Here is a 24,925-nt window from a genome sequence, read left to right on the forward strand (position 1 = left end):
TTGACATGTACGAACGATTAATTCGCTTCGCCATCGACCAGCGCTGGCTAGTCTTGCTGGCTGTGCTCGGCATGGCAGCGTTGGGTGTTTACAGCTACCAGAAGTTGCCGATTGATGCGGTTCCCGACATCACCAACGTGCAGGTGCAGATCAATACCGAGGCAAAGGGCTACTCGCCACTGGAAACCGAGCAACGCGTGACCTTTCCGATTGAATCGGTAATGGCTGGGCTGCCCAACTTACAGGAAACGCGTTCAATCTCACGTTACGGGTTGTCGCAGGTCACCGTCATTTTCGAAGACGGCACAGACATCTACTTCGCTCGTCAGTTGGTGAATGAGCGGATACAGGAAGCGCGTGGAAATCTACCCAGTGATCTGTCGCCGAGCATGGGGCCAATCGCTTCTGGTCTGGGCGAGATCTACATGTGGACCATCGAGGCGCAAGACGGTGCGAAGAAGCCGGATGGCAGCACCTATACACCGATGGATCTGCGTGAGATTCAGGACTGGATCGTCAAGCCGCAACTGCGAACCGTCAAAGGTGTTACCGAGATCAACACCATTGGCGGTTATGCCAAGGAGTTCCAGGTTTCACCCAAGCCGGAGCGCCTGGTCGCACATGGCCTCAGCCTGCAGGACATTGTGGTTGCGTTGGAGAGCAATAATGCCAACGTTGGTGCGGGCTACATCGAACGCAGCGGCGAGCAGTACCTGATCCGCGCTCCGGGACAAGTCGGCAATATCGCTGACATCGCCAACATCATCATCAAGAACACCGATGGTGTTCCTGTGCGCATCGGTGATGTGGCCGAGGTTGGCCTGGGTAAGGAGCTGCGCACCGGTGCCGCTACTGAGAACGGCCAGGAGGTGGTGCTCGGCACTGCCTTTATGTTGATTGGTGAGAACAGCCGCTATGTATCGCAGGCTGTCGACCAGCGCATAAAGGAGATCAATCGCAACCTGCCGAAAGGAGTCATAGCGAAGACGGTCTATGACCGCACTGTATTGGTCGATAAGGCCATCAATACGGTGAAGAAGAATCTGATCGAAGGCGCTCTGCTGGTTATCGCTATCCTGTTCCTGTTCCTGGGTAACATTCGGGCGGCCCTCATCACCGCAATGGTGATTCCGCTGTCGATGCTGTTCACCTTTACGGGCATGGTCAGCAACAAGGTCAGCGCGAACCTGATGAGCCTTGGCGCACTCGATTTCGGCATCATCATCGATGGTGCCGTGGTGATCGTAGAGAACTGCGTGCGTCGTTTGGCTCACGCCCAGGCCGCAGCAGGCCGAACGTTGACCCGTAATGAGCGCTTCCATGAGGTGTTCGCGGCGTCGAAGGAGGCGCGTCGTCCACTGCTGTTCGGCCAACTGATCATTATGGTGGTGTACCTGCCGATATTTGCGCTGACCGGCGTGGAAGGCAAGATGTTCCACCCAATGGCGTTCACCGTGGTGACAGCCCTGTTCGGAGCCATGATCCTCTCGGTGACATTCGTCCCGGCAGCTGTTGCACTGTTCCTCAATGGCAACGTCAGTGAAAAAGAAAATCGGCTAATGGCCTGGGTCAAGCAAGGCTACGCGCCGTTGCTAGATTGGGTCATGGTCAGCAAGCCGTTAGTGCTGACCATTGCGACAGTCATCATGGTGCTTTCTGGTTTAGCTGCTTCGCGGATGGGCAGTGAGTTCGTGCCGAGCCTGGATGAGGGCGATATCGCTTTGCATGCCCTGCGTATTCCTGGCACTAGCCTTTCGCAAGCAATTGAAATGCAGGTGCAACTCGAACAACGAATCAAATCCTTTGCCGAGGTTGATACGGTGTTCGCCAAGCTTGGAACCGCTGAAGTCGCAACCGATCCAATGCCGCCGAACGTGGCGGACAACTTTGTCATGCTAAAGCCGCGCGACCAGTGGCCCGATCCTGATCGCAGCAAAGCCGATTTGGTTGCGGCGATGCAGGAGGCGGTTGAACAGGTTTCCGGCAACAACTATGAGTTCACTCAGCCCATTCAGATGCGCTTCAACGAGCTGATCTCCGGCGTACGCAGTGACGTCGCAGTGAAAGTGTTTGGCGATGACATGGATGTGATGAACGAGACCGCCGAGCAAATCGCTGAGGTGCTGGAGGGTATTCCAGGAGCAGCTGATGTGAAGGTCGAACAGACCACCGGTCTGCCGATGCTCAGCGTACAAATCGACCGTGAGAAAGCCGCACGATTCGGTTTGAATGTCTCGGAGATTCAGGACGCCATTTCCACCGCCATCGGCGGGCGCGAGGCGGGTGCACTGTTTGAAGGTGACCGGCGTTTCGATATCCAAGTTCGCCTGGCGGACGAGTGGCGCAATGATGTCGACAAGATCCAGCAGCTGCCTATTCGTCTGGCCAATGGCGATGGGCTGGATGGCCCAGGGTTTGTGCGCCTGGCTGATGTGGCGAGCGTGGTGTCCGCACCGGGGCCGAACCAGATCAGCCGTGAAAGTGGCAAGCGTCGCGTGGTGGTCACCGCCAACGTTCGCGGCCGCGATATTGGCTCTTTTGTCGCCGAGGCCGAGAGCAAGATCGCCCTGGCGGTTAGCGTCCCTACAGGCTACTGGACGACCTGGGGCGGCACCTTCGAGCAGCTTCAGTCGGCAGCCAAGCGCCTGCAGATTGTCGTACCGGTCTCGTTGCTGCTGGTGTTCACGCTGCTCTTCATGATGTTCGGCAATGTCAAAGATGGCCTGCTGGTATTCACCGGCGTGCCCTTCGCGCTGACCGGCGGGATCATGGCCTTGTGGCTGCGTGATATTCCGCTCTCGATCTCTGCGGGGGTGGGTTTCATTGCGTTGTCGGGTGTCGCGGTACTCAACGGCCTGGTGATGATTTCCTTTATTCGCAGTTTGCGTGAGAACGGCATGGGGCTGGACGAGGCTATTCGTGAAGGCGCGTTGACTCGTTTGCGGCCGGTGCTGATGACTGCTTTGGTTGCGTCTCTGGGCTTTATTCCAATGGCCACTGCCATCGGTACGGGCGCAGAAGTTCAGCGCCCTCTGGCGACGGTGGTGATTGGCGGAATCCTGTCTTCAACCGTGCTGACGCTGCTGGTTTTGCCATTGCTCTACCGCTTGGCCCATCGTCTGCGCTAAGTTCACAGCGCTATTCGTGTGCAACTGAAAAGCCCCGCTCTTGAGCGGGGCTTTTTGCTTACCGTAAATACCGCTCAATGTGGGCGGTGACTGTGCCTGTGACGTCCTCAGCGGCTTTTTTTACGCCAAATAAGAATCGGAACTGCCCGGATGTAGACAAGCTCACCCACCAACTCAACCAGCGTCTGGGTGATGACCGCTGCGGCTGCAAGCCCCCGTATTTCTTCAGGCAATGCCAGGGCCAGCGGAAGAACCACCAACGAGTTACGTGTGGAGGTACTGAAAGTAACCGCTCTCGCCGTCGAGGCGGGCAGTTTATAAGCTCTTGAAGCCAGTGCGCCCACTACGGGGGCCAAAAGCATGAAACCGATGTACACCGGGATCACCGGTAAAAGCTGGTCGATATCACGAACCACCGGCGAGATTTGCGACCCAACCACCGCAATGAGAACTGCCGCCATCGCAGGGACTGGCATCCATGCCCATACGGTGTTCCAGCGACCTACGAACCGTGAGCGCTTAGCCAAGGCTGCTGTAGCAACCGCGAGCAATAAAGGCACGACAATCAGTGCGAGAAAGGCTTCAGCGAAAGGCGCTATCGAGATAACGACTCGGGATTGCTCCCCTAGCATGAAAGCCAAGTACACAGGCAACAGCACAAGCTGCAACAGCAAGAGGATGGGGGTTGCTGCAAGAATCGCACGCGAGTCGCCTTTGCCAATGTGAGTAAAGACCACCACGTAGTCGATACACGGGGTGAGCAAAACTAGAAGAGCGCCTATTAGGATTGCCGGGTGTTCTGCGAGCCCTCTGGTGAGTGCCCATACCAGCAGTGGAATCAGTACGAAATTGGCGATAAGCAAGGCTGACATGAAGCGTTTGTTGCTAAGACTTTTGCGGAGATCAAGAAAGGGAATTTGCAGAAACATCGCGTACATCAGCACGGCGATAGTCGGGGTCACTAATGCGTTCAGGCTCTGCGCCGCTGCAGTAGCTATTAACCCACCGATTGCCGCTGCAATGACCGCGACGAAATAGATCGGTATCTGGTTTTGTTCAAGTGCATCCCTACTCATAGCATCCTCAAGGATGAAAAACGTCAGCTTACATGAGGAAGCGAAAAGCGTGGCGATCCTCTTGGATGGCTTGAATCATGAAAGATTGAGATGGGCACGGCGTCTGGCTATTGAGTGGGTATCTGCTGACGGTGCAAGGGCGCGGTATTCAAATGACACCGTGTTCTAGCATCGGGGTGATAGCCGAGTGCCTTTGCAGATATCAGGCAGATCAATCTAAAGGCCTTCACCGGTATCATTTTGCCCTTCTTGCTACACGCTGACAGCGATGACTTGTTGCAGATATGAATGACTTGCGGAAGAGAAGAGTTAGTTGTCTAGCTTGGAGGTTTAAACTCCCAGTGAATCTTTCTTATTATTAAAGATTAAATAAAAAAAGCGCCCCGAAGGGCGCTTAGGGTACACCTCTTTCCAAAGGAGCTCGGGAGCTTCTAGAGGTGAACATCGTTCGGAAGTGAGCGGTTAGTCAGCGTTGGTTTCTTTTTTAAGATCGGTATTGGTCCGATCTTGGTTGCTGGTCTTAACCTTTAGTTCGTCCGCCGGTTTGGCAGCAGGCTCAGTTCCGTGAATTCGTTTTTGATCTGCTCGAAATTTTGCCTGAGCTTTCATTGAGCGATCATAGCCATCTTCTGCATAAGACTGTGTGGAGCCGACAAGAAGTACTGATCCAATAACTAGGGCTTTCAACATCTTCATAAGGCAGGCCTCGTAAAATTCAATTATTAGCTTGTCGAGGTTCATGGACAAGTTCTGCAAGTTCGAGTGAATTTTACGGAGGTGAAGCTAACAGCAGCGTGAGCCCAACATTACATTCTTGAAATCTAATAACTGCCTATCTTGTTATGCATGAGCGGGCAGTGCTTTTAGAGCCCGCCCGCCCATCCATTTTTAGAGCACGCTCAGTGGGTACTCGACGATCAGACGAACCTCGTCCAGATCCGACTCGTAATCCGTTGCGCGGGTAGTCATCTGGCGAACACGGAAGGACATCTCTTTCAGTGAGCCCGTTTGGACGACGTACTTGGCTTCGATGTTGCGTTCCCAGCGCTTCTGGTCAGTCAGCGGGTTGCCATCGGCATCACGACGCATATACACACTGTTGGCGTCGGAATAGTCCGCATCTGTACCCAGCGCATAGCGCGTCATGAAGGTCAGTCCAGGAACGCCATAGCTGGCCATATCTAGGTCGTAGCGCAGCATCCAGGACTTCTCTTTCGGCGAGTTGAAGTCGCTGTACTGAATAGAGTTGTCGAGGAAGATGGAATCAGACTGGCGCAGGTAGTCGAAATCATCGTCGCCGTTGTTGCGCTGGTGCGACAGGGCAACGCTGTGTGCACCGAACTGCACACCCACTTTGCCGCTGTAAATGTCGTTATCGAACTCACCCAACAGCTGCTGGCCGTCATCAACAGCTTTGTAGTAGTTCAAGCCACCGAACAAGGAAACACTGTCGGTCAGCGGGTAGGTGAAGGACGTACCGGCATAGTGCTGCTTCCAAGCATCCTTGAGTTGGCTGCTATAGAGACTAAAGCTCAGGTTGTCATTTAGCGAATAGTCACCGCCGAAATAGGCAACCCATGGAGACGCGACAGAGCCCGCATAGAAGGTTGCGAACTCATCACGCATGGTGCTGACCTGCGGCTGGCTCATGGCATGCAGGCGGCCACCCTGAAGGGTCAAACCATCAAAGCTTGTGTTCTCAACCGTAACGCCGCGAAAGCTTTCCGGTAGCAGGCGGGAGTCACCGTAGTGAACCACCGGCGTCATGGGGAACACATCACCCACTTTGACAACGGTGTCGAATAGCCGGGCTTTTACTGCACCACCCACTTTGGAGTAGTTATCTTCGGCTTCACCATCACTATTTACCGGCAGCAGATTAACAGTACCACCTGGGCCATATCGACCATCCCCGGTATCCAGTTTAAGGCCGAGCATGGCGAAGGCATCAATACCAAAGCCTACGGTGCCTTGGGTAAAGCCCGACTCGAACTGGCCAATGATCCCGTGTGCCCAAGCTTCAGTATAACCATTGTCAGTGTTGCTCGACTGACCTTTACGAAAGTCACGATTCATGTAGAAGTTACGGTTGAGAATATTGAAACTGCTACCTTCTACAAAACCTTCGGCTTGCTCTTCTGCGGCCGCCATGAGCGGAGCTGCACTGACAATCGCCGAAAATACTGCAAGGGATAGTTTGGTTTTATTAAGCATTTATTGCTCCTTTATAATTGGCAGTTATTAGTCTAGTTTTCGCCATGGCGTTCTTATAGGTATTGCACCCTCAAGCGCTCTGCGCCTTTGGGGAGCTGAGCCCTATCCTTGCAAGCTGAAGATAACTTGAAGATGATTGGAAAATTACAATTCTGTAATCTTCACAAGGCGGCAATGAAAGTTGTCTTAAAGCGACATTTGAATTCAGATTTTCAATAGAATCCGACGGGTAGGTCGAGAGAGCTCCAGCCTTGATCAGGCCGAATGTTCATGACTGCCAGCTCATAGGACGGTGCACTCAGATAGATCGATAGCGCCGGGCTGATGTGACAAGCCGGCTGGGGGTGACGCCGGTTGATCTTGTTTGGATGCTCGTAAGCGTCCACCCGAATCACCTTGCGTGATTCGGGCATGCTGCTCACTCCCGCCGTGTAAGCCAGCATTTCGCTGACGAGCTGGAGCTGGCAGGCGCACTGCGTATATTCCAGCTCATGGCAGTAATGGTGCATGAAACTGTGACCGCATGGGTGTGAATAGCCATGGGCTCAGCGCTTACCAGACGAAGAGTTGGTTGATGCGACCAAGAACCTAGCAAGGTGCGATTACTACAGCGGCTGAGAGTTTCCGTAGTTAAAGCCATTTGCCGCCAAGGTTGCCCAGCGGCGCTGACGGTGGGCGTAGAACAGGCGCGCAAATAGCCAGACGAACGGAGTGAGGACGCCCGCCTTGATGGTCACGCTATCTCGGTAAAGCGTTCCGCCGTTGACCTCTTGTGCCGTAATGAGGTGATCCCACTTGCTGATCAGCGGGCTGTAGCCGTTGTCTCTTAGCATGAAAATCTGAGCATTTTCCGTCTGCGGGTATGTAATCACAATCGCCTGACGGCCAATGGGAAGTACGCCGAATAACTTCAGCTTGACCCAGTAAGTGCCCTCGCTCCAGGTGCCAGGAAACTCAACGGGAGTCAGCGGGCTGAAACTCAGCAACGGTGATGCAACCTGATGCAGCAGACGTGGCGTGCGCACCTGGGCGATCACCTCTGCCAGTGAGCATGGCAGCTGGGTAGAGATATCAATTTGCATGGGCGCAATCACCGACCGGATTGAGTTTACTTGTCATCGGCAAGCAAGGTCTGTGGTTCTTCGGGAACCGGCATGGGCTTGAAAGCACTGACCCTGGAGCGGCCTGTATTGCCGATAGGCACCCAGATTTTGGAGAACAGCAGGGCCGCGAAAATACGTGGTAGTTGCCCCGCGACCTCGCGGTAATCGCCGGTCTGCCAGCCGAGCACAAGCATCAGCCAGTGTGACCCAGCATGCAGCACGGGTTGGCGTTGGGTCAGGATGTGCGCGCGCTCTAACCATTGAAAGGCATCTGCGCTGCGCTGTTCCTGCATGGCCTGCCGGGCCTGCTGAAAGGCTTGTTCAATTGCGAGTTGCAATGCTGCTTTCATCTTCAATCCTCCGATCCTACTTTTTAAGCAGGCGCAGGCCGTTGAACACCACCAGCAGGCTGACGCCCATGTCGGCAAAGACGGCCATCCACATCGTCGCCTGCCCCGTTAGGGTAATGGCGAGAAACAGGGCCTTGATCCCTAACGCCAGCACGATGTTCTGCTTGAGGATGACGGCGGTCTGTTGAGACAGGCGGATGAAGGCCGGGATCTTGCGCAGGTCGTCATCCATCAAGGCCACATCCGCAGTTTCGATGGCCGTGTCCGTGCCGGCGGCGGCCATGGCGAAACCGATTTCAGACTTCGCCAGCGCCGGCGCATCGTTGATGCCATCGCCGACCATCCCTACAACGTAGCCGCGCGCCTGCAATGCTTCAATGGCCTGCAATTTGTCGACTGGCAGTAGGTTGCCGCGTGCCTCGTCGATGCCTACCTGCTGTGCAATCGCATCTGCGGTGTGCGGGTTATCGCCGGTCAGCATTGTGGTCTTCACGCCAAGCGCATGAAGCTCCTCAATTGCCTGGCGGCTGGAGCCCTTGACGGTATCGGCAACGGCGAACAGGGCAATGGCACGCTGCGGATTGCACAGCACCACCACTGTTTTACCTTGGCGTTCGAGACGCTCCAGCGTCGCTTCCAGCTCGGGTGAGCAGAGGCCAAGCTCTTCCACCAGGCGGTGGTTACCCAGGTGGAAATCTATGCCTTCGATGGTGCCTCGAACACCTCGACCCAGTAGGGCTTCGAATCCTTCAACGGCGGTAAACGCCAGCCCATTCTTACTGGCATGCTTGGCTATCGCTTGCGATACCGGATGGTCAGACCGACTGGCGAGGCTGGCGGCATGTGTGCGGTAGACTTCTGAGTCCTGATCAACCAGCGGCATGTAATCGGTCTGCACCGGCTTGCCGTGAGTAATAGTGCCGGTCTTGTCGAGTGCCAGGAAGCCAAGCTTGCCGCCGGTTTCAAGGTAGACACCGCCTTTGATCAGAATGCCTTTGCGCGCAGCCGCAGCCAGGCCACTGACAATGGTGACGGGCGTTGAAATAACCAAGGCGCAAGGGCAAGCGACCACCAGCAGTACCAAGGCACGATAGATCCAGTCGTACCAGGGTTCGGCCATGAAGAGTGGCGGCACAATGGCGATAGCCAGGGCGAATAGGAATACGACAGGGGTGTATACCTTGGCGAATTGGTCGACAAAGCGCTGGGTCGGAGCACGTGAACCCTGTGCCTCTTCGACCGCGTGAATGATGCGTGCCAGCGTAGTGTTGGCAGCGGCTGCCACGACGCGGTATTCCAGCGAGCCTGCTTGATTGATGGTGCCAGCAAAAACCGGGTCTCCGACGGTTTTCTCTACGGGCAGGCTTTCCCCCGTGATCGGCGCTTGGTTGATGGTGGAGTTGCCGGAAGTCACCTCGCCATCGAGGCCGATTCGCTCGCCAGGCCGAACCCTGACCAATGCACCTAAGGCTATGGTTTTAACCTCAACTTCAAGCCATGAGCCGTCTGCTTGCTGCACCGTGGCGCGCTCTGGGGTCAGATCCATCAGGCCGCGGATGGCATTACGAGCCCGACCCAGCGATTTTGCCTCGATCAGCTCGGCCACAGAAAAGAGGAACATGACCATGGCGGCTTCCGGCCATTGCCCAATCAGCACCGCACCGGTAACCGCAATACTCATCAGTGCATTGATGTTCAGGTTGCGGTTCTTCAGCGCAATCCAACCCTTTTTATAGGTCGTCAGGCCGCACAGCAGAATGGCGAGCAGCGCCACACCGGCCACAACCCACTCAGGTGCAAGCTCGGCGAAGTGCAGCACTTCAGCCGATACGGCAGCCACACCGGATAGCGCCAAAGGCCACCAAGCCTTCTTGCGCGGCGCTGCTTGCGCTTCATCGTTTACTGTTGCTGCACCCTCAACCACTGGCGTGAAACCAAGGTCGCGAATCGCTGCCAGGGCTGCTGGCAATGCTTCTGCTGTGTGGCTAAACGTCAATACGCGCTGAAGCAAGTTGAACTCCAGCGCGCTGATGCCGGTCAGGGAGGAGAGCTTGTCGCGGATCAGCTTTTCTTCCGTTGGGCAGTCCATCTGTTCGATTGTGATGCGGGCTTGCCCCTCAGCAGAGAGCGGTTCTGCTTGCATACCTAGGGATGAGATCGCCGCTTCAATAAGAGCGGTCGACGGCAAGCTGTGCCATACCCCAAGAACGCGATTGATCAGATTGAAATCGAGCTTGTCTATGCCAGCCAGCTTGCTCAGTTTGTCTTGAATCAGCGTCTGTTCGGTGGGGCAGTCCATTTGTTCAATACGGAAACTGCTGAGCCTGGAGCGAACCATGGCATTTACCGTTGTAGTTGCCGTGGCCGAGCACTTAAACGCGCCGCTGGGGTCACAGCAGACATCCTTTGAAACCGCTTCAGGTTTTTGTTCATCACTGCAGCAACCAGCCATGGGGGTATCCTTATTGGTCAGTGCTGTAGAGTGAACACCCTGAAGCCACTACAGGGTCAAGAGTTTGTAGAAGGGGTATTTCATGAAAATTGGAGAGCTGGCCAAGCTTGCCGATTGCCAGGTTGAAACGGTTCGCTATTACGAGCGTGAAGGGCTGTTGCCGACACCGGCTCGCAGCGAGGGCAATTATCGTCTTTACAGCAGTGAGCATCTTGAGAGGCTTACGTTTATTCGTAATTGCCGAACACTGGACATGACCCTGGACGAGATCAGAAGCTTGTTGGCGCTGATGGATCGGCCAGAGGGGAACTGTGAGGGTGTGAATAGCTTAGTGGATGAGCACATCGAGCATGTGCAAGCGCGAGTGACCAGCCTCCTGGCACTGCAACAACAGCTGGTTGAGTTACGACACCGTTGCGCCTCTGAGCGGGGTGTAGACGAGTGTGGAATTCTCCAGCGCCTGAATACCACCGGCGGAGTCAGTGCACTTCCAGATGATGGCCATACCCACGTTGGGAAAAGCCATCGCCACTAAACAATGCGCCACCACCTGCAGTACTCGGCACGAGACATTGCAGGCGGTGGTGCGGGTTCGTTTGTTTACAGACTGCAAGCGCTTATTTGCTTTGTTCGATTTCAGCTTTAACCAGATCAATCAGTGGCTGTGCACCAAAGCTCAGGAGCGGCTTGCCATTCACAAAGAACGTGGGCGTCTGGCGCACGGCAGCAGCTTGGGCATCCTGGGCGTCTGTTTTAAGCGTTTCGGTGATATCGGTAGCCATCATCTCTGCGCGGGCCTTTTCCACATCTAAGCCTGCAGCTTCAGCAGCCTCCCAGGCTTTGAGCACCTGAGGGTCACTGTGCCATTGCGGTTGAGCCGCCATGATTGCCTCCAGAACCGGCTCATAGACCCCCTGCTTACGCGCAGTTTCAAGGATTCTTGCCGCTGTTTCAGAGCCTTCATGGAAGAGGACGTAACGCAGCACCAAGCGCACATCTTTCGGGTTCTCAGCCAGGATCTGCTTAACCAGTGGAAAGAAGGCACGGCAGGCTTCGCAGGACGGATCGAAGAACTCAACAATGGTTACTGGCGCAGTAGCGGCACCGATAACTGGCGAATGGAAGCGCACCAAGGAGCTGGTTGCCGGGGCAGCTGGCGGAGTTTCTTCGCTTGCCGAATATCGATCATAAACGAATGCCGCAGCAGCGAAGCCGAGCGCAGTAAGAATGCTGATGACGAGGACGATTGCACGTCTGCTCATAGGGAAGACCTCCGGCGGATGAGAACAAGAAGAGCAGCGATAAGGGTGAATGCACCCAGCGAAAGCAGTGGCAGCGGTATGCTGCCGAAAATCATCATGTCAGCGCTGGAGCATGATGGGCCTGCACCACAGGGCTTGATGCTCTCCGGGATGATCCCGAGGTAGAGCAGGCTGTGGTAAAGCGCGATGAGCCAACCCACGACGGTAACTGGCAACGCATAGCGCCAGACGCCGAAATCTGAGATGTAGCAACCAACGGCCAGAATCACGACCAGTGGGAACATGAATGCGCGCTGGAACCAGCAGAGAACGCAGGGTGTTTTCCCCATGACCTCGCCGATGAACAGCGCGGCTAAAGTTGCAACAAGCGCAATACCCCAGGCCATAAGTAGCAGTCCCCAGGGGTTGATAGCGTGAGTGTTTGTCTCTGCTTCCTTCATGGTTGACACCTGCTCTCGACTGAGGTGGATGGCGCGGAAACTAGCTTTGGCGCTATACCGCTTGTGGTGACGTCTTGAGCCCGTGCATCTGCCATGCCCATAACCATCAACGAGATGGCGAACAGCGATAAGAGCGCCGGGCGGCGTAGGTGCGCGGACAGAGCCACGAACCCGCGAGGAGAAAGCGATTGCATAAGTTGATCCTGGATTGCAGTGGTCTTTGGCCGCAATGCGGCTTTGTCTAGATCACGCGTCTGGATCGTGGAGGGCGCTCAATCAGGTAGATAGGGCGAACTGGCGTAGCTTGATCCGAAATAGCCGCAAGTGCGTTGTTTTCTGCTTGGGCAGGCAGGGTAAGCAACGGCCCGAGGTAAGGGGTTTCATGCACATGGTCAGCAGTCACCGGCGAGTGCCGATGATCTTCACACCATGAGCAAGAGGGGGCTGTATCTGTGGACAAACTACTGTGCGTGGATTCGCTTTTGAATCCCGCTTGCGGCTCTGTACCCGTCAACAAGGAAGATGTATGCCAGACCATGACCAGCAGTAATGCCAGGCTCAGTGCAAGTACTGCTTGAGTTGTAATAGTACGGCTGGGCATCGTTGATGTCGGTAGGCATTAAGTGGGGGAGGGAGGTTTGAGCCTAGCCTCATTGAAAATACGGTCGTCGTACGAATTGTCCCGCATGAGATCATTCTCAGGTGGGCGGCACAAGCACAATAGGCATCGCATAACCTTTTATAAGGTGACGCGCCCAGAGGGCTAATTACACAGTGCACGGCGACTGTTAACGATGGTTCCTTGCTGATTATATGGAGTGAGCAAGCAGGCTTTGAAGAAGGAAAACCCACACTAGCTGAGCGTGCGGATCAGGTGCAGTGCTACTAGATGACTAGGGTAGAACCAGTAGACCCAGCGCTTGACCGGCCAGATCCTGAAATGGCGCGTTCGGCGCAGTAGCCATAGCCCAATTAAGGGCGCAGCGAACGCTGTGGCCAGGATCAGCAACGTATAGGGCTGCAACTCCCACTCGGCGAGCCAGCGGTTGCGACTGTTGGCCAGTACGCAAAGTGAGGCAGGCAATAGCCACACAAGCCCAGGGCGCTGAATGGCCAGCAGCAACGCTGCCGGCAGCAGTGCGCCGAAAACGCCGTACATCAGGCGCTCTTGCATCAACACCGTTACAGTCACGCCGGCCAAAGCCAGGATCAAACCGTCGCGACCACGGTGATGTGCTCCCCAGGTGATAAGCAGGCCCAACAGCAGCGAAGGCATAACGTTGAGCGTGCTGCTGTCGTTAGAAAGCAGGCGATAGGGCAACTCCGAGATCACTGCAAACGCAGTCATCCAGCCCATGTAGCGAACGTTGTTATCGGAATACAGCTCACCTGTTTGCGAGCGCGCGACATTGGCGGCGATCCCCAGGCAGAACATTGGAAAGGCTAAGCACCCAACGATGAACAACCATCCGGTGTCAGGCCAGATGTAGCGCAGGTGATCCAGCAGCATGGTCAGCATCGCCAGCCATTTGATCAGATCTAGGTTGGTGTCGCGCTTCTGCAGGCTCACCCAAACCACCCAAGCGTCATGGCAGCTAGTGCCAGATAGCGAGTGGTCTTAGCCAGCAGCACGATCAACAGAAAGCTCCAGAAGGGTTCTCGCATGACACCCGCGACGACTGTGAGTGGATCACCAATGATCGGCACCCAACTGAGCAGCAGTGACCAGCGACCGAAGCGGTGATAAGCCTGCTGAGCCTTTTCCAGTTTGCCCTCGCTGACGGGAAACCAGCGCTTGTGTCTGTAGCGCTCGATAGAGCGACCCAGCAGCCAGTTCAGCACCGAGCCCAGTACATTACCCGTGGTGGCCACCGCCAGCAGCGCCCAGACCGCATAGCGGTCAGTCAGCAGCAACCCGACCAGCACCGCCTCCGACTGCATGGGTAGCAACGTGGCAGCACCGAAGGCAGCGAGGAACAGGCCGAAATAACCGGATAACTCCCACATCGGCTAGGCGTTCAGGCCGATCCAGCCGTGGACGCCTACATAAATCCCCACACCGATGATCAGTAGGCTGGAGAAGTACGGTGCGCGACGCGCTACAGCGCCAAGCCAGGGCCAGCGATTGGATGCCTGGCGAGCGCCGATAGCGGCGGCGGCACCAACAGTGACCAGGGTGATAGCCAGACCAATGCTGAAGCACAACACCAGCACCGCTCCAAGCGCGACTTCCTTCACTTGCAGGCAGAGCAGCAGCACGGTGATTGCGGCTGGGCAGGGAATCAACCCGCCCGTTAGGCCGAACATGATGATTTGGCCTGTGGTCACATTACGGTTGCTGAAGCGCTTGCGGATGTCATTGGCGTGCGCCCGTTCATGGGCATCCTGATAGCCATCCAGCGACAGCTCCAGCCCATCCAACTCGGTATGTTCATGCCCGTGGCTGTGCTCGCGGAACTCCAGGTCATAGTCGTGGGAGTGGCCGGCATGGCCCAGGCTAAGACGCGCAGTGAACTCATGAGGCTCGGGAATTTCGTCCAGTGACTCCAGGTAGTCTCCCCGGTCGACGAAGCGAAACTGTTGGGCCAGGCCATCGGGGCGAGTCGTCAGCAGGCTTACTTCACCAGCCGGCCAGGCATGGCCACTCAAGGCCTTCAGTTGCCAGCGCGGTGGAACGCTTTCCTCGAAGATCGACAGCTCGATACGCCCGTGACCAGTGTCAATGCGATGGGTTTCATCATGGTGGTGATGGTCGTGCTGATGCTCATCACCCTCCTCGAAACGCCACATCTGTTCACCTCTCCAGGTGCGCCAAAGCATCCACAGGGCAATGGAGATAATGATGGCGGCAGATGCGAGCTGGAAATAAGGCTCGGTGGTTTCGGCATCCAGGCCTTGTCCTAGGTACATGCCAGCCATGGCCACCAGCCAGACCACGGCTGTGTGCGAAAGCGTTGCAGCAAGACCCAGCAGAATGGCCTGCTTCACCGAGCCACGAATGGCCACGATAAATGCCGCCATCATGGTTTTTGAATGCCCTGGCTCCAGGCCATGCAAGGCACCGAGCAAGATGGCACTGGGGAAATACAGCCAGGCCTGCGAGGCCCCCTGTTGCAGCAGTTCGGCGAAGCTCGACATGGGAAGAGGCCTAGAGGTACTTGGTGATTTGCTTGAAGTCTTCGAGTGATGCGCGCTCGCCTATCGCAAGTGCTTCGACCGTGTGTTCCAGGCAGTGGTCGATATGGTCTTGGATCAGCACACGCTTGGCCTGGCAGACGGCTTTTTCTACGGCATGCAACTGCTGAGCGATGTCGACGCAGGCACGGCTGTCTTCGATCATGGTGACGATGCTGCGCAGGTGGCCCTCCGCACGCTTCAACCTTTTGATGATGTCACCATGACTTTGGTGCTGGTGGCCGTGTTCGTGATCGCTCATGCCTTGAGTCTCGTGCGTCGATGAATTACGCTCGCACTCTATCCCCCCTGGGGGGATGCGGTCAAACCGACCATCCCTCCAGAAAGCCAACCGCTTAGGCATTGAAAGAACCACGATATGCTCAGCAAGCCCCTCAGCGCCAAGGTGATTTTTGCCCTTGCTCTCGCCATCCTGATGGCTTGGGCCGGGCACACCTCTGCGCTGTTTATGGGCTCAAGTCAGCCAGCCGGCAGTGGCTACGACGGCGCTCATTCGCATACCCATGGTGACGAGGCTCTGGCCTGTGCTGAGTATGGGGATCACTGTCACCCACCGCTGACTGCCGACCATCTGCATGAAACGCCGCACCTGACCACGCTGCTGAGCATCAGCACGCAACCAGAGCGTACGCAGCCGATAGAGGCTCCGCGCTACTCCATTCCCCCCAGTCCGATCTTCCTGATCGAGCGGCCACCACGCGCCGCATTCGTGCTCTGACACAGGCCGCTGTGCGGCCCAAGACCACTGCAATTTAGGACTCAACTATGCATTCGCTATCTATGGGCGCAATGGACGCATCTGCCGTGCGCCCAAATCGCTCGTTACTACTGTTGCTGCTGTTCACGGCCTTGCTTTTTCTCGGTATGTCTGACGCACTGGCCCACGCCGTTGCCGAGGGCGACAAGGGCTTTATCCAGGAAAGCTCCGGGGTGATGGTGCTGCCGTTTATCTACATGGGCGCCAAGCACATGATCACCGGCTACGACCACCTGCTGTTCCTCTTCGGGGTGATCTTCTTTCTCTATCGCCTGAAAGACGTGGGTCTCTACGTCACCCTGTTCGCCGTGGGCCACACCGTGACGCTGCTGTTGGGCGTACTGGTGGAAATCCACATCAGCTCCTATGTGATTGACGCCATCATCGGTTTCTCGGTGGTGTACAAGGCGCTGGATAACTTGGGCGCGTTCCAGCGCTGGTTCGGTTATCAGCCGGATACCAAGGCAGCCACGCTGATCTTCGGCCTGCTACATGGCTTCGGTCTGGCGACCAAGATTCAGGAGTACGAGATTTCGGCAGACGGCCTGATTGCCAACCTGATCGCCTTCAACGTTGGCGTCGAAATCGGTCAGCTCCTGGCCCTGAGCGCCATTTTGATTGTCATGGGCTACTGGCGACGTACCGCCAGCTTCTGGCGTCATGCATACACCGCCAACGTCGCCATGATGAGCGCCGGTTTCCTCTTGATGGGTTACCAGCTCACCGGCCTGATCGTCTCTCAGTAAGGAATTCTCAGCATGTTCAATACCAAACTCCCGACCCAAAGCGAATTGCCGACCAGCCGCCAACTGCTGCGCTCCACTGTGATCGCCGTGGGTGTTGCCGCTGCCTTACTGGTCACCGTGGTGATGCCTTCGGAGTACGCCATCGACCCGACGGGCGTTGGTCGCGTACTCGGCCTGACCCAGATGGGCGAAATGAAGATAACCCTGGCCGAAGAAGCGGCAGCGGATGCAACGGTTCAGCCAGCGGCGGCTCCCGTAGCTCAAGCTCCTGTACCTGTTCAGCCAGTAGTTCAAGAGCCTGTTGCAGCAGCATCTGTGGCCGAACCAGTAGCTGAGCCGCAGCCAGCCCTGAAGTCTGATGAGGTGACCGTCACCCTGAAGCCGGGCGAAGCCAGTGAAATCAAGCTGGAAATGCTGGACAAGGCCACGGTCAGCTACGAGTGGACGACCAATGGCATTCCGGTCAACCACGACACCCACGGTGAGCCCTACAACGGCCCCAAGGACTACTACCACAGCTACAGCAAGGCCAAGCAGGTCAAAGGCGACAAAGGCGAACTAACTGCAATTTTCGACGGCACCCACGGCTGGTTCTGGCGCAACCGCAGCAACCAGGACGTGACCATCACGCTGAAGACCAAGGGCGAGTACCTGAGCGTCAAACGCGTGATTTAAGGTAGATAAGCCCCTTCGTCAAATGGCGCAGGGGCTCGCCTGAACACTCAGAGCTATAGCTCCTGTGGTTGGTGACTCTTTCGCGCGCCCTGTCGACGCATCAACCAATAGGCAGCAGGCAACACCAGCATGGACAGCAGCGGGGCTGTGATCATGCCGCCAACCATGGGCGCGGCGATGCGCTTCATGACCTCTGAACCCGCTCCACCGCCCCACAGAATAGGCAGCAGACCGGCTATGATCACGGCAACCGTCATCACCTTGGGTCTGACGCGCAGGACAGCACCTTCGCGGATTGCCTCAAGCAGAGTCGGATCGTCGCTACGCCCAGCATCCACGCGCGCATGCCAGGCGTTCTTCAGATACAGCAGCATGATCACCCCGAATTCGGCAGAGACGCCGGCCAGGGCAATGAAGCCCACGCCGGTGGCGATCGACAGGTTGAAGCCGAACCAGTAGAGCAGCCAGATACCGCCCGATAGGGCGAAGGGCAGGGTGGCCATGATCAGCAGGGCCTCGCTGAAGCGGCTGAAGGTCAGGTAGAGCAGCACGAAGATAATCAACAAAGTCGCCGGCACCACCCAGGCCAGCCGCGCATTGGCACGCTCCAGGAACTCGAACTGACCGGAGTAGGAGACGGTCATGCCAGCATCGAGTTGTACCTGCTCAGCTACGCGTTGCTGCAACTCGCGCACGGTCGATGCCAGGTCGCGCCCACGGACATCGACATAGACCCAACCGGACAGACGCCCGTTCTCGCTGCGCAGCATTGGCGGCCCTTCGGTCAGACTAACCTGGGCGACGGTGCCCAAGGTGATCTGCTGGCCGGCTGGGGTGAGGATCGGCATACGCCGCAGTGCCTCCGGGCTGTCGCGCCACTCCCTGGGGTAGCGCAGGCTGATCGGGAAGCGGGCCAGTCCTTCAACCGTCTCGCCAATATTGCTGCCGCCGATGGCGCCCGATACCACCGCCTGCACATCGGCGATGCTCAGGCCATAGCGCGCCGCGGCCAGGCGGTCGATCTGGATGTCCACGTAGCGCCCGCCGGTGAGGCGTTCCGCCAGCGCCGAACTCACCCCAGGCACCTCTTTGGCCACCGCCTCGATATCGCGCGTTATGCGCTCGATGTCGACCAAGGAGGTTCCGGACACTTTCACCCCAATGGGGCTCTTGATCCCCGTCGCCAGCATGTCGATGCGGTTGCGGATGGGCGGCACCCAGATATTGGACAGCCCCGGAACTTTCACCGCACGATCCAGCTCCTCAATCAGCTTCTCCGGCGTCATACCCGCGCGCCATTGCTCGCGCGGCTTGAACTGCACGGTGGTCTCGAACATTTCCAGCGGCGCCGGATCGGTGGCTGTCTCCGCTCGCCCGGCTTTGCCGAATACCCGGGCCACCTCCGGCACCGTGAGGATCATGCGGTTGGTTTGCTGCAGCAGCTGGGTTGCCTTGCTCGCCGGCAAGCCGGGCAGGGCCGAAGGCATGTACAACAGATCGCCTTCGTCCATGGGCGGCAGGAACTCTCCTCCGAGTCTGCTGAGGGGCCACAGACTGGACACAAAGACCAGCACGGCCAGCGCCAAGGTCACCTTGGGCCAGGCCAGCACCCACTCCAGCACCGGCCGGTATGCGCCGATCAGCCAGCGGTTCAAGGGGTTTTGCTGTTCGCTGGGGATATGCCCACGAATCCAGTAGCCCATCAGCACCGGTACCAGGGTGACCGAGAGGCCGGCGGCGGCGGCCATGGCATAGGTCTTGGTGAAGGCCAGAGGGCCGAACAGGCGCCCTTCCTGGGCCTCCAGGGTAAATACCGGGAGGAACGATAGGGTGATGATCAGCAGGCTGAAGAAGAGTGCCGGCCCTACCTCGGCCGCGGCTTCGCCGATCACTCGCCAGTGCGCCTCGCCCTGGAGCGGCTCATTGGGGTGCCGCGACTTCCAGGTCTCGATGTGCTTGTGCGCGTTCTCGATCATCACCACGGCGGCATCGACCATGGCGCCGATGGCGATGGCGATCCCCCCGAGCGACATGATGTTGGCATTGACGCCCTGGTAGCGCATGACGATGAAGGCCATCAGGATGCCCAGGGGCAGGGTGATGATCGCCACCAGCGACGAACGCAGGTGCCAGAGAAAGATCAGGCAAACCAAGGCAACCACCACGAACTCTTCCAGCAGTTTGTAGCTGAGGTTGTCGATGGCACGGTCGATCAGTTGCGAACGATCATAGGTAGTGACCACTTCGACGCCGGCGGGCAGGCTGGCTTTCAGGCTGTCCAGCTTGGTCTTCACGGCAGCGATGGTGTCCCGGGCATTCTTGCCGGAGCGCAGGATGACCACGCCACCGACCACTTCACCCTGGCCGTCCAATTCGGCGATACCGCGACGCATCTCTGGCCCCAGTTGAATGGTGGCCACCTGACCTAGCAGCACCGGAATTCCGCTTGCCGAAGCCCGCAGCGGCACATTGCGAAAATCATCCAGGCTCTCCAAATAGCCCGAGGCCCTCACCATGTACTCGCGCTCAGCCAGCTCCAGGATGGCGCCGCCGGTTTCCTGGTTGGCGCTCTTCAGCGCCGCTTCGACTTCCTGCTGAGTTACCCCATAAGCCACCAACTTCTGCGGATCGAGCAGCACCTGGTACTGCTTGACCATGCCGCCGAGGGTGGCCACCTCGGCCACGTTGGGCAGGCTCTTGAGCTCGTACTTGAGAAACCAGTCCTGCAGCGCCCGCAGCTGGGACAGGTCATGCTGGCCGCTGCGGTCGACCAAGGCGTACTGATAGATCCAGCCCACGCCGGTGGCATCCGGGCCCAGAGTGGTGGTGACGCCCTCGGGCAGGCGATCCTGGGCCTGGTTGAGGTACTCCAGCACGCGCGAGCGCGCCCAGTAGAGATCGGTGTCGTCCTCGAACAGCACGTAGACGAAGGAGTCGCCGAAGAACGAGTAGCCGCGCACCGTCTTCGCCCCCGGAACCGAGAGCATGGTGGTGGCCAGCGGATAGGTCACCTGATTCTCGACGATCTGCGGCGCCTGGCCGGGAAAGCTGGTTCTGATGATGACTTGGGTGTCTGAGAGATCCGGCAAAGCGTCCACTGGCGTGTTGCGCAACGACCAGATCCCTAAAGCGGTGATGAACAGGGTCGCCAGCAGCACCAGGAAGCGGTTGCCTATCGACCAGTGAATCAGGCGCGCGATCATGGCAGCTCTCCTTGCTTGTAGAGCCGCTCTACTTGCAAGCCAGAGTCCGTCTGACGAGCGCCGATGCGTACGTGATCACCAGGCTTGAGTCCCGCAGCTACTTCAGGGCTGGCCAGCGGAAATGCCATGGTCATGCCGGGCATCTTCAGACTCTCGAATGGACCGTGCTCCAGGGTGACCTCCTCGGCGTCCAGGGCACGAATCACTCCATGGGACTCATGGAGTTCCTTTGCATTGTCCTGCTTGGCATGGCTGGCCACGACCCCCTGGAGGCTGGCCTCCGAGTCAATCAGGAACTGTCCGGAGGTAACGATCGACTGCCCGTCCTCAAGACCGGACAACACCTCCAGACGCCCATCGCCCTCGCGGCCCAGGGTGATCTCCACGGGGCGGTAGCGCCCATCGGCTTCGGCCAGCATCACCAGCGCACGCTTACCGGTGCGAATCACAGCTTCACTCGGGATCAGTAACGCGGGTTGTTCGACGGTGCTGTTCAGGCGCACGGCGGCGAACATGCCGGGGCGCAATTTACCGGCGGGATTGGGCAACTCACTGCGCACCGTGAGCGTACGCGTCCGCGAGTCGGCACTCGGCAGCAAGGCGACGACACGACCTTGCAGAGGCTGTTCTGGGAAAGCGGTCAGGGTGGCGGTGATGCTCGCGCCAAGCTGAACCGCTCCAGCTTGGTCTTCGGGGATTGCAGCATCGAGCCAGACCGTGGACAGCCCGTTGATCCGCGCCAGGTCCTGGCCAGCTGCCACGGTCATCCCGGTACGTACTTCCAATGCCTGCAGCTCGCCGGCGATTGGCGTGGTGATGGTCTGAACCGCCCGTGGCTGGCCGCTGCGACGAACCTGCTCGACCAACGATTGGGGCATGCCCAGCAAGCGCAGGCGCTCCTGAGTCGCACTTATCAAGCGCGTGTCAGCAGTACGCAACACTGCCAGAAACTCCAGCTGGGCGGCAGACCATTCGGGAATCAGCAGGTCGACGAGGGGCGTACCGGCGGGCAATACATCGCCAGGGGCGTGTCCGTAGACCCGCTCGACGAACCCACCCGCTCGGGCCTGCTGGTTCGCCACCTCGCGCTGGTTATAGGCCAGGGAACCGACGGCCTCGATACCCGAAGGCAGCACACCGCGAGTTACTGGCGCGGTGCGCATCCCGAGATTTTGCACGGCTTGCGAGGGCACGCTCAGGGTCGAGGAGTCCTGCCCTACATCTGCGTACTTGGGGACAAGCTCCATATCCATGAAGGGGGACTTGCCCGGTTTATCGAAGCGCTGGTCAGGTTGCATCGGGTCATACCAGTAGAGCACTTTGCGCTCATCCGTCGGTGCGGGAGTTGGCATCACCTCATGTTTGGCCGGCCTCTCGGCCAGCCAGTAGCCACCGCCTGCCGCGGCAATGCCCATGGTCAGCAAGGCCGCGGAAAAACCTAATGCTGAAATTTTCATTGCAGGCCCTCCACATAGGCGTAGTACAAGCTCGCGGAGAGCTGGCTCAGCTTGCGCTGCTGTCCGATCTGTCGCAGCTGAGCCTCGATCAGCTCGCGCTGGGCGGTGATGACGGATGCCAGCTGACTGTTGCCGGCCTGATAGGCGGCCAGTTCGAGATCGGCACGTTTGCTCGCCAGAGGGATCAAGGTTTTCTCGGTACGCGCCAGAGCTCTGCGTAGTTGCTCCAACTCGGCAAGGCCGCTTTCCAACTCAGCCTGATGGGCGCGCAGCAGCACTTCCTGCTCGGCTTCCATCTGCGACACGCTCTGTTGCTTGGCGTTGATCTTGGGGCCCTGGCGTGTGCCGACGAACAACGGCAGGTCGAAGGTGAACTGTACCATCACCATGTCGCCGAACTGGTTGTCGCGGTTGTTGTAGGCAAACTCTACGCCCCAGTCAGGTGTCTTCTCGGCTACAGCCTCATTCAACTCTGCGCTGGCCTCGCCAACCCGGGCAGACGCGGCACGCAAGTCGGGATGCTGAGTCAAACGGTGCTGCAGGTGGAGGGCATCCAAACTTAGGCTGGGCACATCTCCCGCCAGAAGTTGATCGGCTTCGTTGCCTATCCAGCGGCGCAGCTTGGCCCGAGCTATCGCCACGTCGCGACTCAGCTCATCCCGCCGATCCTGCAATGCCAAAGCCTCCTGGTCGGCCTGCAGCAGTTCACCAGGCTGAGCGCTGCCACCGGCGATCAGCGATTGCACCGTCGAGCGGAGCAGCTCGATCTGGCGGTCCAGTTGATCGAAGAGGCCAACACTGTGCTCGGCGTAGTACACATCCAACCAGCTCAATGCCGTCTGGCGTTTGACCTCAAGCTGCATGGCGCGCTGCTCGGCCTCGGCCCGGACAACGGAGGCCTCGGCCAACTGGCGGCGGGCCTGGCGTTTGTCGCCATTGGGAACCTCTTGCATGAGCCCAATGCGGCGCATGGTCATTGAGTCACGATTCAGGGTGTAACGATCAGGCCCTTCGATGGGCAGATTATCGATGCCGAGAATCAGCTTGGGATCGGGCAGGGCGTCTGCGGGAACTACGGCCTGCTGTGCCGAAGCGACCTGTGCTTGTCGTGCCAGGTTCTCAGGTGCGCGCTGTTCGGCGAGCGCCTGCGCTCGTTCGAAGGTTAGGGGCTGCGCCTGTGCAGCAACCCAGGGAACTGCCCAGAATGCGGCAGCTAACACACCGAGATAGCCACGGCGTGGGAAAAGGAAAGCGGGCATGCTTTCGCCTCCAATGCGATTGATCGAGGTCGCCACCAAAAGCGTGGCCGCGACGATGCGCCTGGTTTAAAGGCGCGAAGATCACTGCATTAGACGAAACGAGGAGGGCGCCAGAGTCCTGCGGGCTCCCGCTTAATCACCGACTGGGTCAGCAATATCTCGGGGCGTGAGGGAAGAGGGGATATGCTCTTGATAACGGTGGTCTGGAGAAGTCCTCCGGTCTTGCATTCCTGGCCGGATTTGCAGGGGGACTTACTGGCCACCCCATCAGACTTATCCATTTGCTCGCAGCACGGAGCATCGGCCATTGCATGGCTCTGATGATCGGCGCTCTGCATCGGGCAAGGTTGTGCAGGCATGCTGAAAGCCATACCGCCGAAGGTCGGCAGCACGAGGCTAGCAATCATTACCAGGATCAATCCAATCCGACGCACAGCAATTCACCAGGCGGGGCGATAGGGCGACGATAGCAGATTGCCCCGGGGCATGAACGCTCGTTTTGGCGATAACAGCACTTCGTTGATTTGGATCAAATAGAGTGTCAGGCAGGGTATCGGGCTCAACTAGTAGCTCCGTTTAACCGGATTTCTCAAGCTCGTAGGGTTCGCACCGCCCATTCGGCGCGCTAGCACAAGACCGGCCTCGCTAGCCGTCAAGTCGAGCCCCTAGTGGGTGTTTGGGTCCTAGTCAAACATCTGTGGTTAGGCGAGGTGCAGGAGCTGCCTGCTTCGGGCGTCCCCAATCAGGCACCCAAAGCTAATTCTATAATGTTCTATAATCACTCTATAATCGACTATAAACCCGGTTCTAGAGCGCCCGGCGCTGCCTAAGAAGCCGATCAGTTGCTGTATGCATGTGTCACTTAGATACTGCATTCAAGGGCGGCGGCAAAGACATCTGGTTGGCGAGACTGCTTTCGGCTCGGCAGTAACGAAATGGCCAGTCATAATGGACGACAGTCCGCAGCCCTTCGTTGCGTAGGAGTAGCCCATCATGATCTGCCCAATCGAAACCCGGGTTATCACGGCTCACGTCCCAGTACAGCTAGCTGAGAGAGTCGATCAGATGGCCGCACATCTGGGCCGCTCCACGGACTGGATTCTCAAGCAAGCCTTGGCCACATGGATTGATCAGGAAGAAGAGCGCGGCCGCCTGACCCGAGCGGCCCTGGCCGATGTGGACGCAGGCCGCGTGATCGATCACCAAGCAGTTCAGGCCTGGGCCGACAGCCTTAGCAGCAATACACCGCTGCCGGTGCCTCGCTGAAGGTCATTTGAGTAGGTGACCAGTAAGCGTACGGGGAATACGTCTTGCGCAGGACGGGAAGTAGTGATCCAACTGCATTCGGTCATATTGAGTTCAAGCATGAAAGGCTGACGAAAAAATCAGAGTGCCGGCGCTGAGGGAAGTAAAAATCCGAAGCTGGGGGAAATTCCGCGATTTGGATTATTGATACACAGAAATTTGGATCTTCACTTCCGGGTACTGTTCGGTGTACTGCAATGAGCGTTGGGCTGCTCCATATCCATACTAAATTTAACATAATATACATTATGCGAATCCTTGGGCAAGAAGGCACCAGCCAGGCTCTACGCTTTGCGATCTACC

The 24,925-nt window shown here is 57.7% G+C and carries 22 protein-coding genes; 6 read left to right on the forward strand and 16 right to left on the reverse strand.

What is annotated here, in order from left to right; translation table 11 throughout:
• The first annotated feature begins 5 nt into the window (after positions 1–5).
• Entirely contained in the window at positions 6–3,128 is a 3,123-nt protein-coding gene (locus ACIGKL_RS16535; protein ID WP_045733420.1) for an efflux RND transporter permease subunit, read from the forward strand.
• Positions 3,129–3,235: 107 nt separating this feature from the next.
• On the opposite strand, the gene ACIGKL_RS16540 is transcribed toward ACIGKL_RS16535, so the two are convergent.
• The 7 genes from ACIGKL_RS16540 to ACIGKL_RS16570 all read right to left on the reverse strand — a co-directional run bounded on the left by ACIGKL_RS16540 (position 3,236) and on the right by ACIGKL_RS16570 (position 10,170).
• Positions 3,236–4,204 (reverse strand): arsenic resistance protein, encoded by a 969-nt coding sequence (locus tag ACIGKL_RS16540; protein ID WP_059392065.1) that lies wholly within the window; start codon positions 4,202–4,204, stop codon positions 3,236–3,238.
• Between the two features lie 462 nt (positions 4,205–4,666).
• Positions 4,667–4,945: a hypothetical protein gene (locus ACIGKL_RS16545; RefSeq protein WP_224490798.1), complete on the reverse strand. Its 279-nt coding sequence runs from the start codon at positions 4,943–4,945 to the stop codon at positions 4,667–4,669.
• 147 nt (positions 4,946–5,092) lie between these two features.
• The gene (locus ACIGKL_RS16550; protein WP_026088463.1) at positions 5,093–6,418 is read right to left on the reverse strand and encodes an OprD family porin; all 1,326 of its coding nucleotides are present in this window, start codon (positions 6,416–6,418) and stop codon (positions 5,093–5,095) included.
• 212 nt (positions 6,419–6,630) lie between these two features.
• On the reverse strand, positions 6,631–6,927 hold the full coding sequence (locus ACIGKL_RS16555) for a hypothetical protein (protein WP_017675706.1): 297 nt from the start codon (positions 6,925–6,927) through the stop codon (positions 6,631–6,633).
• 96 nt (positions 6,928–7,023) lie between these two features.
• Complete coding sequence (locus tag ACIGKL_RS16560) at positions 7,024–7,500, reverse strand: hypothetical protein (RefSeq protein WP_017675705.1); 477 nt, start codon at positions 7,498–7,500, stop codon at positions 7,024–7,026.
• A gap of 26 nt (positions 7,501–7,526) precedes the next feature.
• Complete coding sequence (locus ACIGKL_RS16565; RefSeq protein WP_017675704.1) at positions 7,527–7,871, reverse strand: DUF3703 domain-containing protein; 345 nt, start codon at positions 7,869–7,871, stop codon at positions 7,527–7,529.
• Between the two features lie 16 nt (positions 7,872–7,887).
• A complete protein-coding gene (locus ACIGKL_RS16570) occupies positions 7,888–10,170 on the reverse strand; it encodes a heavy metal translocating P-type ATPase (protein WP_017675703.1) in 2,283 nt (760 codons plus the stop codon).
• Between the two features lie 235 nt (positions 10,171–10,405).
• Between ACIGKL_RS16570 and cadR the strand changes: the two genes are divergently transcribed.
• Positions 10,406–10,858 (forward strand): Cd(II)/Pb(II)-responsive transcriptional regulator, encoded by a 453-nt coding sequence (gene cadR, locus ACIGKL_RS16575; RefSeq protein ID WP_017675702.1) that lies wholly within the window; start codon positions 10,406–10,408, stop codon positions 10,856–10,858.
• A gap of 82 nt (positions 10,859–10,940) precedes the next feature.
• On the opposite strand, the gene ACIGKL_RS16580 is transcribed toward cadR, so the two are convergent.
• The 6 genes from ACIGKL_RS16580 to mreA all read right to left on the reverse strand — a co-directional run bounded on the left by ACIGKL_RS16580 (position 10,941) and on the right by mreA (position 15,461).
• Positions 10,941–11,585: a thioredoxin domain-containing protein gene (locus tag ACIGKL_RS16580; RefSeq protein ID WP_045733417.1), complete on the reverse strand. Its 645-nt coding sequence runs from the start codon at positions 11,583–11,585 to the stop codon at positions 10,941–10,943.
• Entirely contained in the window at positions 11,582–12,025 is a 444-nt protein-coding gene (locus ACIGKL_RS16585) for a disulfide bond formation protein B (RefSeq protein WP_017675701.1), read from the reverse strand. The genes ACIGKL_RS16580 and ACIGKL_RS16585 overlap by 4 nt, the downstream gene beginning before the upstream one ends.
• A gap of 853 nt (positions 12,026–12,878) precedes the next feature.
• On the reverse strand, positions 12,879–13,604 hold the full coding sequence (locus tag ACIGKL_RS16590) for a TraX family protein (RefSeq protein ID WP_082919344.1): 726 nt from the start codon (positions 13,602–13,604) through the stop codon (positions 12,879–12,881).
• Entirely contained in the window at positions 13,592–14,032 is a 441-nt protein-coding gene (locus ACIGKL_RS16595; protein WP_045733416.1) for a YqaA family protein, read from the reverse strand. The genes ACIGKL_RS16590 and ACIGKL_RS16595 overlap by 13 nt, the downstream gene beginning before the upstream one ends.
• Before the next feature lie 3 nt (positions 14,033–14,035).
• A complete protein-coding gene (locus ACIGKL_RS16600; RefSeq protein WP_045733415.1) occupies positions 14,036–15,163 on the reverse strand; it encodes a nickel/cobalt efflux transporter in 1,128 nt (375 codons plus the stop codon).
• A gap of 10 nt (positions 15,164–15,173) precedes the next feature.
• Positions 15,174–15,461: a metal-sensing transcriptional repressor MreA gene (gene mreA / locus ACIGKL_RS16605; protein ID WP_045733414.1), complete on the reverse strand. Its 288-nt coding sequence runs from the start codon at positions 15,459–15,461 to the stop codon at positions 15,174–15,176.
• Between the two features lie 117 nt (positions 15,462–15,578).
• Here mreA and ACIGKL_RS16610 point away from each other — a divergent pair, with 117 nt between their 5' ends.
• From ACIGKL_RS16610 to ACIGKL_RS16620, 3 genes are read left to right on the forward strand one after another with little or no spacing between them, the layout of a single operon-like run.
• Positions 15,579–15,938 (forward strand): hypothetical protein, encoded by a 360-nt coding sequence (locus tag ACIGKL_RS16610; protein ID WP_045733413.1) that lies wholly within the window; start codon positions 15,579–15,581, stop codon positions 15,936–15,938.
• Between the two features lie 47 nt (positions 15,939–15,985).
• Positions 15,986–16,723, forward strand: coding sequence for a HupE/UreJ family protein (locus tag ACIGKL_RS16615; protein ID WP_045733412.1), 738 nt, complete (start codon positions 15,986–15,988; stop codon positions 16,721–16,723).
• Positions 16,724–16,735: 12 nt separating this feature from the next.
• On the forward strand, positions 16,736–17,398 hold the full coding sequence (locus ACIGKL_RS16620) for a hypothetical protein (RefSeq protein ID WP_045733411.1): 663 nt from the start codon (positions 16,736–16,738) through the stop codon (positions 17,396–17,398).
• A 53-nt stretch (positions 17,399–17,451) separates the two neighbouring features.
• Here ACIGKL_RS16620 and ACIGKL_RS16625 read toward each other — a convergent pair whose 3' ends face one another.
• Genes ACIGKL_RS16625 through ACIGKL_RS16635 form a run of 3 tightly spaced genes read right to left on the reverse strand, consistent with a single transcriptional unit; the run spans position 17,452 to position 23,317 of the window.
• Positions 17,452–20,601 carry an efflux RND transporter permease subunit gene (locus tag ACIGKL_RS16625; protein WP_397487589.1) on the reverse strand — a complete coding sequence of 1,050 codons (3,150 nt, stop codon included), beginning with the start codon at positions 20,599–20,601 and terminating at the stop codon, positions 17,452–17,454.
• Positions 20,598–22,058: an efflux RND transporter periplasmic adaptor subunit gene (locus ACIGKL_RS16630; protein ID WP_003246907.1), complete on the reverse strand. Its 1,461-nt coding sequence runs from the start codon at positions 22,056–22,058 to the stop codon at positions 20,598–20,600. Before ACIGKL_RS16630 ends, ACIGKL_RS16625 begins: the two co-directional genes overlap by 4 nt.
• Positions 22,055–23,317 carry a TolC family protein gene (locus tag ACIGKL_RS16635; RefSeq protein ID WP_003246908.1) on the reverse strand — a complete coding sequence of 421 codons (1,263 nt, stop codon included), beginning with the start codon at positions 23,315–23,317 and terminating at the stop codon, positions 22,055–22,057. The genes ACIGKL_RS16630 and ACIGKL_RS16635 overlap by 4 nt, the downstream gene beginning before the upstream one ends.
• Positions 23,318–24,310: 993 nt before the next feature.
• Between ACIGKL_RS16635 and ACIGKL_RS16640 the strand changes: the two genes are divergently transcribed.
• Entirely contained in the window at positions 24,311–24,583 is a 273-nt protein-coding gene (locus tag ACIGKL_RS16640) for a CopG family ribbon-helix-helix protein (RefSeq protein ID WP_012018603.1), read from the forward strand.
• Positions 24,584–24,925: the final 342 nt, after the last annotated feature.

Origin of the sequence: Pseudomonas sp. NPDC077186 (assembly GCF_044543505.1) — a bacterium.
Lineage (GTDB): Bacteria > Pseudomonadota > Gammaproteobacteria > Pseudomonadales > Pseudomonadaceae > Aquipseudomonas.